This window comes from Bacteroides timonensis, from assembly GCF_000513195.1.
Taxonomy (GTDB): Bacteria; Bacteroidota; Bacteroidia; order Bacteroidales; family Bacteroidaceae; genus Bacteroides; species Bacteroides timonensis.
On sequence record NZ_CBVI010000097.1, the window covers coordinates 102,871 to 117,623 of the forward strand.

At 47.4% G+C, this 14,753-nt stretch carries 12 protein-coding genes and 1 tRNA gene; 7 read left to right on the forward strand and 6 right to left on the reverse strand.

Annotated elements, in window-relative coordinates; all coding sequences use genetic code 11:
- Window positions 1–255 precede the first annotated feature (255 nt).
- The 6 genes from BN161_RS18595 to sppA all read right to left on the reverse strand — a co-directional run bounded on the left by BN161_RS18595 (window position 256) and on the right by sppA (window position 6,936).
- On the reverse strand, window positions 256–1,491 hold the full coding sequence (locus BN161_RS18595) for a site-specific integrase (protein ID WP_044269163.1): 1,236 nt from the start codon (window positions 1,489–1,491) through the stop codon (window positions 256–258).
- A gap of 473 nt (window positions 1,492–1,964) precedes the next feature.
- Window positions 1,965–2,040: transfer RNA gene (locus tag BN161_RS18605), tRNA-Phe, on the reverse strand.
- Between the two features lie 177 nt (window positions 2,041–2,217).
- Window positions 2,218–3,282: a thiamine-phosphate kinase gene (thiL, locus tag BN161_RS18610; protein ID WP_007210455.1), complete on the reverse strand. Its 1,065-nt coding sequence runs from the start codon at window positions 3,280–3,282 to the stop codon at window positions 2,218–2,220.
- A gap of 2 nt (window positions 3,283–3,284) precedes the next feature.
- Window positions 3,285–4,094, reverse strand: coding sequence for a purine-nucleoside phosphorylase (locus BN161_RS18615; RefSeq protein ID WP_044269166.1), 810 nt, complete (start codon window positions 4,092–4,094; stop codon window positions 3,285–3,287).
- Window positions 4,051–5,154: a tetraacyldisaccharide 4'-kinase gene (lpxK, locus tag BN161_RS18620; RefSeq protein WP_044269169.1), complete on the reverse strand. Its 1,104-nt coding sequence runs from the start codon at window positions 5,152–5,154 to the stop codon at window positions 4,051–4,053. Before lpxK ends, BN161_RS18615 begins: the two co-directional genes overlap by 44 nt.
- Before the next feature lie 12 nt (window positions 5,155–5,166).
- Window positions 5,167–6,936 (reverse strand): signal peptide peptidase SppA, encoded by a 1,770-nt coding sequence (sppA, locus tag BN161_RS18625; protein ID WP_044269172.1) that lies wholly within the window; start codon window positions 6,934–6,936, stop codon window positions 5,167–5,169.
- Window positions 6,937–7,379: 443 nt separating this feature from the next.
- Between sppA and BN161_RS18630 the strand changes: the two genes are divergently transcribed.
- The 7 genes from BN161_RS18630 (at window position 7,380) to BN161_RS18660 (ending at window position 14,730) form a co-directional block, all read left to right on the forward strand.
- Complete coding sequence (locus tag BN161_RS18630; RefSeq protein ID WP_044269173.1) at window positions 7,380–8,330, forward strand: tyrosine-type recombinase/integrase; 951 nt, start codon at window positions 7,380–7,382, stop codon at window positions 8,328–8,330.
- A 343-nt stretch (window positions 8,331–8,673) separates the two neighbouring features.
- Window positions 8,674–9,048 carry a helix-turn-helix domain-containing protein gene (locus BN161_RS18635; protein ID WP_044269176.1) on the forward strand — a complete coding sequence of 125 codons (375 nt, stop codon included), beginning with the start codon at window positions 8,674–8,676 and terminating at the stop codon, window positions 9,046–9,048.
- Window positions 9,048–10,373, forward strand: coding sequence for a DUF3575 domain-containing protein (locus tag BN161_RS18640; RefSeq protein ID WP_044269178.1), 1,326 nt, complete (start codon window positions 9,048–9,050; stop codon window positions 10,371–10,373). The genes BN161_RS18635 and BN161_RS18640 overlap by 1 nt, the downstream gene beginning before the upstream one ends.
- On the forward strand, window positions 10,370–11,305 hold the full coding sequence (locus BN161_RS18645; protein ID WP_244436547.1) for a fimbrillin family protein: 936 nt from the start codon (window positions 10,370–10,372) through the stop codon (window positions 11,303–11,305). Before BN161_RS18640 ends, BN161_RS18645 begins: the two co-directional genes overlap by 4 nt.
- A gap of 79 nt (window positions 11,306–11,384) precedes the next feature.
- Window positions 11,385–12,431, forward strand: a complete 1,047-nt coding sequence (locus BN161_RS18650; RefSeq protein WP_044269180.1) for a hypothetical protein — start codon at window positions 11,385–11,387, stop codon at window positions 12,429–12,431.
- A 20-nt stretch (window positions 12,432–12,451) separates the two neighbouring features.
- Window positions 12,452–13,453: a fimbrillin family protein gene (locus tag BN161_RS18655; protein ID WP_044269181.1), complete on the forward strand. Its 1,002-nt coding sequence runs from the start codon at window positions 12,452–12,454 to the stop codon at window positions 13,451–13,453.
- A gap of 38 nt (window positions 13,454–13,491) precedes the next feature.
- A complete protein-coding gene (locus tag BN161_RS18660) occupies window positions 13,492–14,730 on the forward strand; it encodes a fimbrillin family protein (protein ID WP_044269185.1) in 1,239 nt (412 codons plus the stop codon).
- Window positions 14,731–14,753: the final 23 nt, after the last annotated feature.

Sequence of the window (14,753 nt, forward strand, 5' to 3'; positions counted from 1 at the left end):
GATTTTCGTTTTCTTACTTGCCGGGCTGTCCTTTGTCGGGGATTGAGCAAGGCTTGGCAAAAGAAAATACCGCAGCGAAGCGAGGATGATTTTCTTTTAGCCAACCAGCCCCTGAAAGGGGCCGCCTTGCGCAATCAACCCGACAAATGGCTATATTTGCAGGTAAGAAATTGAAAGGACGGCAGGATATTGTGAATTATAGATTACAAAAAAAGCCATCCCTAGGGGGACGGCTTAATGACTGAATTTGTATACTTATTGTGCAAGACGCTCCTTCACGTTGTTCATTGCTTCTTTCAGGCTGCTGTTCATGACCCGTGCATAATGCTGTGTCATACGTGTGGAGGCATGGCCGAGCATGACGGAAACATCTTGAAGAGGCACATTGTTGGCAAGCGTGACCGTAGTCCCGAAAGTGTGACGGGCAACGTGCGTGGTCAGATTCTTCTTAATGCCGCAGAAATCGGCTATTTCCTTGAGGTAGCTGTTCATCTTCTGGTTGCACATGACGGGCAAACAGCATCCTTTCTTAATGCAGGTCGGATGTTCCTTGTATTTCTCCAATATGGCCAGGGGTACGGGCAGCAATGGAATATTGCTGATGGAAGAGGCCTTCCTACGGTGTTCCAATTTGACCCTTCCTTTTCTTATCCACCAGTCTCCGAGATTGTCCTGTACCAGATTCTCTTTGTTCAGACTGGCAACATCGGAGAATGCCAGACCGGTGAAGCACGCGAAGACAAAGACATCCCTGACCAGTTCAAGCCGTGGAATGGTGAATTTCTTTTTCATTATGGTCTGCAACTCGTCGTAGGTCAGGAATACCGGATCGGTCTCGTCCTGCTCCATCTTGTAACCGTAAAAGGGATTCTTGCGCATCCATTCCTTTGCCAATGCCATATTGGTAAATTTCTTGAAGCATTTCATATAACGGACTATCGTGTTCCGGCACAGCCCCGCCTCCGTTTTCAGGTAGATGTCAAACGCACGGATGAACTCCGGTGTCAGCTCATGGAAAGTGACATCCTCCTTTCCGTAATAAGAGGGGATGAGCAGCTGTAATTTCTTCACCACGTTCTTATACCGGTTGATTGTGACGGGAGAGTAGTCTATACCCACCAGTGTTTCCATTTCCTTGATGCCTTCCCTCATGGTGCCGAGCAGTGTACGCATTTCGGTGTCTTTCCCGAAAACACGTTTAAGAATCAGTTTTGGGGTAATCAGGGCCTGTTCCAATACCAGTTCCTTGTGTTTTTCCAAAGCGCGTGCGTGCAGTTCGGCAATATAGGCGTTCAGTGCCACTGATACCCTGTCCCTGCCTTTACTGCATCCTTTGGCGGCGTTCCATAAGTTCAGGGGTACGCTTCTTTGGATACGTACATCGTCATAGTCTCCATTGATGGTTATCCGCATCAATACCGGTGCCTCACCGTTTTTCAACAATTTCGTTTTAAGCACGAAAAACAGAATGTTCATTGTTCCTTGTTTCATCACTTTTGTTTTTTGAGGTGTTACATTCAATTGTTTCGTCAAAACCGGATGGCATGAGGATATGGAGCGAAATGTTAAATTCGGTGGCTTTTTTGAGGGACTTGTGGAAAAGCCATAAAAATCCCATTTTTCTCAGGTTCGAATTGCCTTTTGTATCCCGGGTTCGATTCCTTTTTTTTATCCCGATGGGAAATACCGAATTTTTAAATTTCTTTCACTTTTTCGACTTCATCCGGTCATGTGTGCAAAATTACTTTTTCACACCGGAGATTGGAATTGTCAAACAATTGAAAAACAATGAAGTATGGTACATATTTATGGCTTTTTCAAAAGCCTTAAAAAAAAGCCACTGAATTGGCGAAATCCAACTTCACAAATATGTAGCGGAATGCGTAGTGAGAGTAAAAAAAGAACCCTTGAACTATCTCTAATTCAAGGGTTTTCATGTGTGAAAAGCATTTATGTACTTTCTTTGGTGGTGCCACCAGGAATCGAACCGGGGACACAAGGATTTTCAGTCCTTTGCTCTACCAACTGAGCTATGGCACCATTGTTTCTCTTTTGCGGTTGCAAAGGTAGTGAAACTTTTGGACTATGCAAGCGCTTTGGAGATAAAAAACGCTGATAATTGCCTATGTGGCTAAGTATCAGCGCTTATATTTTAAGAAAAAAATGAATTCAGCTGTTGATTTGTCCTCACAAATCTTTATCTGCTCTTACAAATCTTTATTCGCCGGCTTTTTCGCCTTCACTTTCGGTAGTTTCCTCTTTCAGTGGATTCCATCCTTGGGCTTTCAGTTCAAACTCTTGACCATCGCGGGTGATCAGTGCACAACCTAATTCCGGTTTAGTGATGTGTCCTATTAACTTCACTCCCTCCATTTCAGAAATCTTCTCGTGATCGGCAATGGGAACGGTGAAAAGCAGTTCGTAGTCTTCGCCACCATTAAGAGCGCATGTTGTCAGGTTCATATTGAACTCTTCAGCCATGACGGCAGTCTGATAGTCAATGGGGATATGTTCCTCATAAATGCGGCAGCCTACTTTACTTTGCGTGCAGATATGCAACAATTCAGAAGATAGACCATCTGAAATATCCATCATAGAAGTGGGTTGGATACCTTCTTCCGCCAGTTTCTCGATGATGTCGCGGCGAGCTTCCGGTTTTAATTGGCGTTCCAGCAGATATTCCTTTCCGGAGAAATCAGGTTGCATATCAGCCTTACCTTTCAAAGCCACTTTTTCGCGTTCCAATAATTGTAAGCCCATATATGCGGCACCCAGATCACCGGTTACGCAAATCAAATCTGTTTCTTTCGCACCATTTCGGTAGACAACCTTATCTTTGTCTGCCTCACCTATACAAGTGATACTGATTGCCAGTCCCGTAAGAGAAGAAGAGGTGTCGCCTCCTATGATATCCACATCATATTCCTCGCACGCCAGACGGATACCCGCATACAACTCTTCCATATCTTCCACGGAGAAGCGCTTGGAGAGAGCCAGAGAAACGGTGATCTGTTTGGGTGTACCATTCATGGCGTAGATATCGGAGAAGTTCACGACAGCCGCTTTATAGCCTAAGTGCTTCAGCGGGACATAAATTAAATCGAAATGCACACCTTCCATTAGCAAGTCAGTGGTAATCAATACTTGTTTTTCGGTAGGATAGGAGAGTACGGCAGCGTCATCGCCTACACCGTACCGGCTGGATTCATTCTTCAGTTCAATACCGTCGGTAAGGCGGCGGATGAGGCCGAACTCACCGAGGCTTGATATTTCTGTTCTCATGATTATGCTCTGTTTATCAATTCTCTCATAATTTCTGTCATCTTCGGCTGGGCGGCATCGGCAGCTTTCTGCACTTCTTCGTGTGTCACCTCTACGATCTTACCTTCCACACCAAGGTCGGTAATTACCGAAATACCGAATACCTTGATACCGCAATGATTGGCAACAATCACTTCCGGCACTGTAGACATACCCACTGCATCGGCACCGAGGATATGGAATAATTTATATTCGGACGGTGTCTCAAATGTCGGACCTTGTGTACCGATATATACACCATGCTGTACTTTGATACCCCTTTCCGCTGCAATTGCATTAGCCTTACGAATTAACTCTTTATCATACGCTTCACTCATATCCGGGAAACGCGGGCCATATGGAATATTCTTGCCACGCAACGGGTGCTCCGGGAAGTAATTGATGTGATCTGTGATAATCATCAGGTCGCCGATTTTAAAATCTGGATTTGTACCACCGCTGGCATTCGAAACAAATAGGGTTTTGATACCCAGTTCGCGCATTACACGTACCGGAAACGTTACCTCCTTCATTGAGTAACCTTCATAATAATGGAAACGTCCCTGCATTGCCATGATATCCTTGTTTCCCAATTTTCCGAATATCAGTTTTCCGCTATGTCCTTCTACCGTCGATACGGGAAAGTTCGGAATTTCCTCATATTTTATTTCGTACTTCTCGGTGATTTCGGTGGCAAGACTGCCTAAACCGGTTCCGAGGATAATTGCTGTCTCAGGTTGTGTGTGCATCCTACCTTTCAGGTAAGCTGCTGTTTCTTGAATGAGCTCTAACATAGCCAATAATATTTTGGTTAAATATATGTTGTTGATTTTGTAAAAATTCTATCTCAATCGGTAAAATGTACAAATACGGCTTTAACGTTTCGGCGAGTGCCGGATGGTGTTGCAACCTTGTCGCATCCTTTTCCGTGGTGATAATCAGCTTCCTCTTTCCTTCCAGACGTTCGAAGCGTTCTTTTATAGCTTGCAAATCCTTGCTGCTGAAATCATGATGGTCGTCAAACTGGCATAAGTTTACGTGCGGTGTGTGTACTTTTAGCTTTTCCACCAGCGGTGCAGGCGAAGCGATTCCTGTTACCAGTAACACTTGTTCGTCTTTTTCCAGTGATGCGAGAGTCCGACGTTTTTCTCCGAAGAGCGGTGTTAATGCCCCATATCGGAACGAGGAAAAATAAAGTTGTTGATACGGATACAGCTTTAGTCTTTTCGTGATGATATTGAAATCTATAGGTTTGATATCTTCCGGGCATTTTGTCACGATCACGATGTGTGCCCTGTTTTTGCCACTTTCCGGTTCGCGTAATCGTCCTGCCGGAAGCAGGGTATCGTCTGAAAAAAGCCTGTGGAAATCTGTCAGTAGAATGTTCAGCCCGGCTTTCACGTACCGGTGTTGATAAGCGTCATCCAGTAACACTACATCTACTTTGGGGTGGTCCAATTTCATCAGTTGTTCAATGCCGTGACAGCGGTTCTCATCTACAGCTACCCGGATAGCCGGGAATTTGTTTTTTATCTGATAGGGTTCGTCACCAATGCGCTTTACATCCGTTTCTTCCGTAGCAAGTACATACCCCTTGCTTTTTCGTTTATATCCGCGGCTCAGCATGGCAACGTTTGTTCCCGTTTGTTGTAACAGCTTGATAAGATACTCCGTGTGTGGTGTTTTGCCTGTCCCACCTACAGCGAGGTTGCCGACGCATACCACAGGTACGTCAAAACTCTTTGACCGGTAATATCCCCAATCAAAGAGTTTATTTCTTAGGCGTACCCCCATCCCGTAAATCCACGAGATGGGGTATAGCCAATAGTGTATCTTAACCAGCGGCTCTTCCATCCACTCCTTTCTTTAATTGATGTTCAACTCGAACGGAACGCGTGCCTGAATTTTATCGCAGTTCTCAAAATTATTCAGCCAGTCGAATTGGTTGTAAAGTTCACCGACTTTGCCTTTCAGTATCCGAGATTGGATATATCCACCGGGTTTCGTATCCGTCAGCATATCGAAGAAACTTTTCTTGCCCGGATAAGACATTACTGTGTAGGCATCCAGTCCGGCCTTTCCGATAGCTATTTCCAAAGCCTTGTCCAGTCCACCCAGTTCGTCTACCAAGCCCAGTTCTTTGGCTTTGGTGCCTGTCCATACACGCCCTTCGGCAATCTTCTTGATTTCATCCGTGGTCATGCCCCGGCCTTCTGCACAACGTTTCACGAACAGTTCATAGCCCTCATTTACCATATTCTGCATCAATGCCTTCTCGCCGTCATTCAGCGGACGTCCCATTGCTCCGAAGTCAGCGTATGTGTTGGTCTTTACTACATCGAATGACAGACCGATCTTATCCGTCAATCCTTTCACATTGGGGAACATTCCGAAGATACCGATAGATCCTGTCAGTGTAGTCGGATCAGCTACAATACTGTCCGCGTTACAAGAGATATAGTAACCGCCTGATGCTGCATAGTCACCCATGGAAACAATCACCGGTTTTTCTTTTTTCAGTTCGGTGACAGCATACCATATTTGTTCCGAACCGAAAGCGCTACCGCCCGGAGAGTTCACACGCAGCACTACAGCTTTCACGTCCTTATCATCTTTCAGTTTGCGCAAGTCGCGGATTACCTTATCAGAATTAATTCCATCTTCACTACCTGCATACGAACTTCCGCTGTCAATGGCTCCATATGCGTAGTACACAGCGACAATATTTCCGCTCTTATCTTTCGGAACGTTCTTCTTCACGTTCACCATGTCTTTTAAGCTTAATATTGGCATACTGTCATCCTTGTCTATTCCCATCATTGTTTTCAGGTAGTTACGTACGTCATTTTTGTATACCAGAGTATCTGCCAGACCATATTCCACGCAGTCATTGGCGGGATAGAACATCAGCATTTTGTCGGCAGCCTCGTTCAGTTTTTCTTTGCTTACGCCTCTTGATTCTGAAATATCACTCAGCATTTGTCCCCAGATACCATCCAGGAATACGGTTACTTGTTCACGATTGGCCGGACTCATTTCTGTAGAAATGAATGGTTCGACAGCCGATTTGTAAGTACCTACTTTGAATACCTGCATTTCAACGCCAATCTTTGACAATAAATCTTTGTAGAAGGTCGGGGTAGAAGCCAAACCGTACCAGCCGATTGCGCCTTGCGGATTCAGCAACACTTTATCCGCTACACTTGCCAGATAATACAGACGTTGTGAGTATTGGTCACCGTAAGCTACCACGAATTTACCGCTGGTTTTGAAGTCAGCCAGCGCTTTGCGTATTTCTTCCAAAGAGGCAAATCCTATGCCCATTGAACCGGCTTGCAGGTAAATCCCCTTAATGTTTTCATTTTCCTTGGCTTTCTGTATAGACGAAAGAATGTCATCCAGTCCGTACGTAGTTTCATCTTCGCTCAGGAAGATGTCGAAAGGGTTGTCCTGGCTCCGTTCTGAGAGCATACCTCTCATGTCGAGCATCATCACAGAGTTTTTGCGCACCTGCGTTTCAGACTCTGACGAGGACAGCATGCTAAACAGTATCAGGATGCTGACGAAAAACAATACGACGCTTGACACGATAATACCTGTGATGGTGGCTAGCGTAAATTTAAAAAAATCTTTCATTGTAGTTATTGTTTTTTGTATGCTAACTTATAAAAGCTAACAAAGATAAATAATTGAATTGATATTTGCTCTATCTGTCGCAAGGTTTTTCATTTTGTCACACTATCCAAATAGAAAATTCAGGTTTATCTGGAAAATGCATCGTTAAATGATAATTTATCGAAACGCGGATTAACGCAAATTTTCGCAAAGAATATTGTAATCGCACAGTGCAGCCTTATATTTGACTTAAGTTTCGGAAGTAGGCTTTCAGCCTAAGGTTACCCAAGCTGCAAGATAAAAGGCTTTCAGCCTAAGGTTGCCCCGGCATTTCGCAATACTTCCGAAACTTGAATATTTAATCTGCGAAAATTTGCGTTAATCTGCGTTTTAATAATAATCCGCTAAACTATCATTTTTGTGCCAACTTATTTTTAAAGCGTTACTAAAACCATTAATTAATTATGAAACCAAACAGTTTGACCGGCTTCATGAACGAAGTCATTGTATGCTTGGAGCAAGAGGGGCGTTTTGCTACTGCCAAAATCTATAAGTATGCCTTACGTGCATTCACGCAATCCGCAGGAGGTGGTGAGATCTTCTGGGGAGGAGTTAACAGACATTCTTTGCGGCATTTCCAGACTTATATGGAAGATCAGCAAAAGAGTTATAACACTATTTCCACTTATATCCGTGCCTTGCGTGCGGTGTATAATCGGGCCGTAGACCTTGGATTGGTAGAAGGCCGTTTCCGCCTGTTCGCAAACCTGAAAACGGGCGTTGTTTCGGAGAAGAAACTGGCTGTCACGGCTTCACAAATGCAGAAGCTGGTACATACTTCCGATGAACCGCCGCTTTCTGCTAAAGTGTGCCGTGCACAAGATTTTCTCTCGTTGATGGTGCTTCTGCAAGGAATGCCTTACATTGATCTGGCGCACCTGCATAAGTGCGATTTGAATGGCACTCTGCTGACCTGTCATCGCCGGAAGACGGGTACGGAACTTTGTGTGAAAGTAGTTCCTGAAGCGATGGAACTGATTGAACGCTACCGCAACCGTAAATCAACTTCACCTTATCTTCTGGATATCTTGAGCGGCGCTTGCTCTGCGAAAGAGGCTTTTGAGGAATATCAGGGCAGCCTGCGCAATCTGAACTTGCAATTATCTAAACTTCCCGCGTTGTGTGGGGTAGAAGGGGTAAAGGTTAGTTCATATACTGCGCGCCATACATGGGCCACGCTTGCCAAGTACTGTCAGGTACCGGAAGAAGTCATTTCCGAAGGATTGGGACATTCCTCGATGGAAGTTACACGCACATACCTGAAAAGCTTTGGAGGAGACGAACTTGAAAAAGCAAATCGGATAATCATTGATTACATAGCTACCGGAAAGAAAAATATCTGGAACAGGGCTTGAGAAGTCTGTTACTTCGTAAGTAACGGAAATGTAATCATGCCGCAAAGATATAAAAAAAATGATAAAAACAAATTATAAAAAATAAATTTGACTATTGTTTAACGAAAAACACGGCTTAAGTAACCAAGACAAACAACAAACCGACATATTACTGCCTCTCCGGCTATGAGAATACGCATAAATTCTCCTCTCCACGTTTTACCTTTAACATGGACTTGTGATATCTTACGTTATTTTTTTGCGTAATTTACAATTCAAGTGTCCGTCGTATGCCTATAACGCTTTATATTTTTCGTATTTGCGCGCTTCCGTTACTTACGAAGTAACGGCCAAACAAACAATTATGCTTACACCATTGACACAAACAGCTATTGCCGTACTATACGATATTCATACCGATGGCAATCTTTACCGTACAGCGCAACTGTCTATTGCGCCTCAGGAATTAATAGGTATTCTAACCAAGTTAGAATCGGGCGGCTTGATCCGCCGTAAAGAGGTTCCTGTTTCCGGCGTCCTCTCTTCTTATGAGTTAACCCGTTCCTATATGGATATCTCCCTGCTCGATATACTGGAAGCCCTTGGCGAACATCTGAATTGCAATTCCCCTACCAAAGAAGAGATGTACGAACAATACTGTGCCGCCGCTCAGCGTTTGGGAATCGTTAACCAGATGACGCGTCTCTACTTGTCCGAAATCAAATTGATCGACTTATAATGAAAAGGCGCTTGCTCGTATTATTCAGTAGCCTGTGCTATATGCTGCCGCTCATTCACTCTATCGGTGTGTGGGGCGGAGAAGCTGTATCGCATGCCGCGGACAGCATTTGCCTGCACCCCTTGCTGTTATATTTCCGTTTCGACCGTTCCTTGGTAGAATATGACTATATGGACAACCCGCGCACATTGCATGAATTCCACGCCTTGTTCTCCGATAGTCTTTCCGCTTCCTGTATTGACACGATCACCATTACATCCTATGCGTCGCCCGAAGGTGCCGCCCGTTACAATTCCCGGCTGGCCCATCGCCGTGCCGTTGCCGTGAAAGGCTATCTTCTTTGGAAATATCCGCATCTGGACCAATACCGTATCGTTGTCCGTCCGCAGGGAGAAGACTGGACGGGACTCCGGCAACTGGTAGAGGCTGATACTTCCGTTCCCGACCGTGAGGATGTGCTGCAAATACTTGAAGAGATTCCCGATACCGAGCGTTGCAAGATACTGTTGCGCCGGTTAAACTGCGGGTATGCTTATACATATATTAATAAGAATTTGTTGCCGAAGCTGCGCAATGCGGCAGTGTGCATGATGAAAATGAAAGACAGGGCTGCGCAGCGTATGTGGGCGAGTCGTGATTCGCTCCTGCGGGTGGATGAAAGTTCGCAGCTTGCGGGCTGTGGTGGCGAAGAGTCTTTCGCCCGCGTACACAGTCCGTCGGCGTCTTCGTTGGCGTCTCCGTTTGTTCCCGGTGCTTTCCGCCGTGTGCGTCCTTTGGTTTCCCTGAAGACGAATCTGCTCTCCTGGGCAGGCCTTGCTTCGGATGGAAAAGTCACCTCTTTCCGTCCTAACATTGCCCTGGAACTGTTCTTTGCCCGTCGTTGGTCTCTTTCCGCTTCCGGCGAATATGCTTGTTGGCGGGGTGGGACAGACCGTAAGTTCTGGGGCATCTCCGGCTATAGCCTCGAACCCCGTCTGTGGCTTCTGGGAGATGGAACCTATCGCTTCCTCTATGTGGGCGCATACGGCCGGTTGGGCGATTTCGACTATCAGCCGCATCCGGACGGCGATGCCGGGCGTATGGGGGCCAGTGCCACCGGCACCTGTTGGAGTGCGGGGCTTTCCCTGGGGCTGCACCTTCGCCTTTCCCGTCATTGGGGCTTGGAGGCGGGGCTTCGCGGCGGTTATCGCAATGCTTCCGGCAAAGCCTACGACAACGAGCCGCCCCATGCTTATTATCACCATGATCTCTCTTCCGGGCGTTGGGGCGTCACGGGATTGGATTTTAGTGTGACATACCGATGGTGGAACAAAACAAGAAGATGATGAACAGAAAAATGCGACATATCATATATGGCATAGGCTTGTTCCTGCTCCTGCCGGCGGCTTCCTGTACCGAACGTACCCTCGAAGTCCGTCCCGATCCCGTACCTATACGTCTGTATGCAGGTATCCGTACCCGTGCGTTGGTCGATGCTTTCGAGGCTACCCCTGTCAATATCGCTTGCGGCCTCTCTTCCGGAGGCTATGCCGAGAGGTGGGATGGCGTGGCCACTGCCGGTGAAATCCGTCTCGTACCGGAACGTTACTATCCCGACGATGGTTCCCGGCTCTATCTGCGCGGTTACTATCCTCCCGCCCCCTTTGCTGCGGATGGTACGCTGACCTATACTTTGACGGGTGATGAAGACCTGTTGCTCAGTGACGAGCAAAGCGCTTCCCTTTCCTCGCCCTTTACCGATGGAGGTGCCGGACGGTTGATGTACAGTCATCTGCTGGTGAAATTGAATTTTATGATTCAGATGGAAGATGGCAACACCTCTTCCTTGCGTGTCCGCGCCTTGACGCTCAACGGGCTTGCCAGCCGGGTCACACTTGCGCTGAGCACCGGTGCTTTGAGCTATGGTTCATCCACCACTTCGGTTGTGATCTATTCGGCTCCCGACGGTTCCGAAGGACTCCCGTTCGTAGATGATATGCTGCAATTCCCCGGTTACGTGCTGGTGCAGCCCCGTGCCGATTTCACTTTGGACATGGTGCTGTCTATAGACAATGACCGTTCGCACGACCTTGTTTACGAAGCCCTTCCCATCATTTTTGAGGGCGGAACGGGTGAGGGCGGAACGGCCTATACCGTGCATGTGAAATCGCCTGTGCCCACTTTTCCCGATCCTTTGCCTGTCCGGGTGATTGCCAGCGTTGTTCCTTGGCATGTCGGAGACTCAGGTAGCGGGAACATCCCCGGCTGGGAGAGGTGAAAATCGTATTGCCGGAACTCAAGAACTTAAGAACTCAAGAACTTAAAATAATTATTAATCATTTAATTAAAATGTGAATATGAAAACAAAAATGAACGTAGCGTTACTGAGCCTGCTGATAGCGGCGGGATGCAGTGAAAGTGATCAGGTCAATCTACCGGATGCTCCGGTAAATGCAGTAGCTATTAATCTGGGACAGCAAGTGAACGCTGTGACGCGGGCAGTGGCTGCGGAAGGCGTCAATGTAAGTGCTACGTTGCTGATGTGCGACGGCAATAGCTCAGGTGTAGAAACTGCCGATTGGAGCACATTCTCTAAAGTAGAGAAGAATGTTATTGATCTCAGCAATCAGTTGACGAGCCGTGCCAACATTTCTGCCGCCTCGTTTATGGTGACCACCACTCCGGCCAGTGAGATTTCATTGAACCAGCTGCTTTATTATTCATTAAACACGAGTGTCTATTCTTTCATCGCCGCCGTATCTCCGGCAGGTAGAGTGCCGAATGACGCCGCTGTTGTAGAATTCAGCCAGAGGGATGGTACGCAGGATGTGATGTGGGCTCCAACCATAGCTGTAGGTAAAGGCGATGATGAAGCCAATGCTGACGGAAGCGCAAGACACAACCTGGCGTTTGTTCACAAAACCACCCAGCTTAACTTCAGCATCGGCCTGAACCGCGTAAACGGTGGTGGCGAGTGGCAGGGTAAAAGGATCGCTTTGAAGAGCATTGCCGTGCAGCAGGCTTCCGTGCCCCAATCTGTAAGTGTGGCTACGGGTGCCGTCACCTGGACCACTCCGGTAACTCTTGCAGTTCCCGGCATTTCAGAAGCCGCTATTCCTGCAACGCCTGCCGAAGTGGGCGAGCCGTTCATGATTAACCCCTATACGGAAGTTGTGCTGGATGTAGCGATTGCTGTGGATGGCGCCGAGAAGTTATTCAAGAATGTCCGTGTCACCACCGGACAGGCAGGCGCTGCTGTTGATCTGGAACGTAAAGAAGGTGAGTCGCACAAGATCACGCTTACCATTCAGGAACCCGCCAATGCCGGCGATGCTGTGACCATCAAGACCACTGCAACCGTGACGCCTTGGACCCAGGGTGCTTCCGGCAGTGCTGATCTGTAAAAACATTTAATTAATTATTGATGAGACGTATGTACCGTTTGTTTCGTTTCGCGCTTTCCGCTGTTCCGGCTTTTCTTGCTGCCTGTTCCGCTGAGGGTTCCCTTCCCGAAGAAGTGGCCGTTCCTTTGGAATTTTGTGCGGGGGGCGATGCGCTGTTATCTTCCTCCGTCACTCGTGTGGGCACTTTGCCGGAAGCGGCTTTCGACGCTACGGTGGTGCTTGCCATGAGGCAGGGGGAGTATTCCAGGCTTTCGGGACGGTATGAAGGCGGTCATGCCGTGTCAGTCGGCACAGACGGAGGCGTCTCTTGGCAACTGCAACCGGATGCTGCGCAGCCGGTCTATCCCGAAACGGGAGACTGGCTGTATGCGGTGGCCGTTTCGCCGAAGGCAACTCCCGATGCCGTCGGAAACGTGTCTTATACACTCACCGGCAAGGAAGACTTGCTGTATGCTCCGGAAATCCGGGGTAACAAGTGGGAGGGAGACCGCTTTTCGGGTAACAAAGTTCCCGGTCGTGACAAACCGCTGGAGTTTGCTCACTTACTTACCCGCTTGCAGTTCAAGGCTTGCAAGCGTCAGGCTGGTGGGCTGGCGGTTACGATTAAATCTGTAAAGGTGAATGAAGCATTGCCGGAGGTCAGTGTGCCGTTGGCAACAGGCGAGCCGTCATTCGGTGGTACGGCGGGGCTTACCCTGCGTCCCGGAGATGGTGGCGCGGGCAAAGAAGTGCCTGCCGGTGGGACAGCCGTAGCGTTGGGCGATTTGCTTTTGCCGCCTTTGTCGGCTTTGTCGGCGGAGAGCGGTTATACGTTGGATGTCGAAACGTCAATTGGTGTTTTTACTTCCATCCCGATAGTGTTTTCCGGTGGCGATGCCGCTCTGCCTGCTGAGAAGTTGCAGGCCGGTATGTCTCACGAAATCACTTTCTACATATCCGATTCTTCGCTGGGGGTGCTGTCTGTGACGGCTACGCCTTGGGATGCGGTGAATGTAGATGATGATTTGGAGTTGGTGCCTTGAATAAATTATACGTTGATGAATTAAAAGAATAAGTAAGAATGAAAACCAAACAACTAATTAATTTCGCTTTTATCTCCGGTCTGCTATTGGCTGCCGGGTGTAGCGAGAATGAAACACCCGAACCGGTGGATAACACTCCGGTGGAGCTGCAAGTGTCTCCTCAAGTCACTTTGACGCGTAGCGTGATTGATGGGGGAACTCAAAGCGGAAGTGATAATATGATGCAAAATATTGCTGTATATGCACAGAGCACGACTACCAATACGGCAGCGAAGAGCAATAACTATGCTCTTTATACACAGAGCGGTGGATCTTGGACCAATAATGGTACGGACAAGATTTTCCTCTCTTCCGAAGATGCTACGGTGTATGCTTATTATCCGGCATATACTCCGGGAACGAATGGCGAATATGCCGCCACTACTCCCTTGAAACTTAGCAGCGATGCCAGTGGCAGTTCTACAATCCCCCTTACCGTTTACGAAGGAGGTAGCGGTACTGCTTCTGATTATACCATTACCCTACGTGATAATGCTGAGAAGACGTGGCAAAGTAGCGAGTGGAAAGACAACTCAACAGTCAATGCCACGAAACTCATTGCCGCCGCTCCGGGTGAGGTAGACTATATGTGGGCTACTTCCAATCCTACCCAAGTGGATAATGGAAAAGGAAGTGATGCTAAAAATGCGAGCGCAGCGCTTACCATGAAACATGCCCTTGCCTTGCTCAGCTTCAGGGTATATAATGACGGTACTTACAAGAACACGGGAGCGCTGACACAGATTAAATTGGCGAACAACAGTAGTGGTACTACTCTGAGTAAAAGCAACGGGCATACGATGAATATCTCTACTGGAGCTATTACAAATGGTACTGCCCAGGCTGCTACATATACCCGTACCATTTCCAGTTCCAGCTATACTTTGATAACTGTTGCGGACGCTGCCAGTGAGACGGCAGTAGCTAAAACTAAATCAGGTGATGCTAGTTATGACCCTAATGTCGCCGCCGCCGCTGCCTCCAAAAAGGTGAGTATGCTGGTATTGCCTGCTGCTACGGTTGCCGCCAATTCAGTAAAAGCCACTTTCACCATTGACGGTGCAGACTATAGTGTAGATCTTTCCCAACCGGCTAAGGTTAGCGAAAACAATCCCTGGGAGCAAGGTAAAAATTACCTTTATACCGTTAAACTCAGCGGCTCTGCTTTGACTATCAGCTCTGTGACGGTAACCGATTGGACTGAAGAAAAGATCACCGGTGATCTGGAAATTAAATAATAAGTACTTATTCATAACCCATC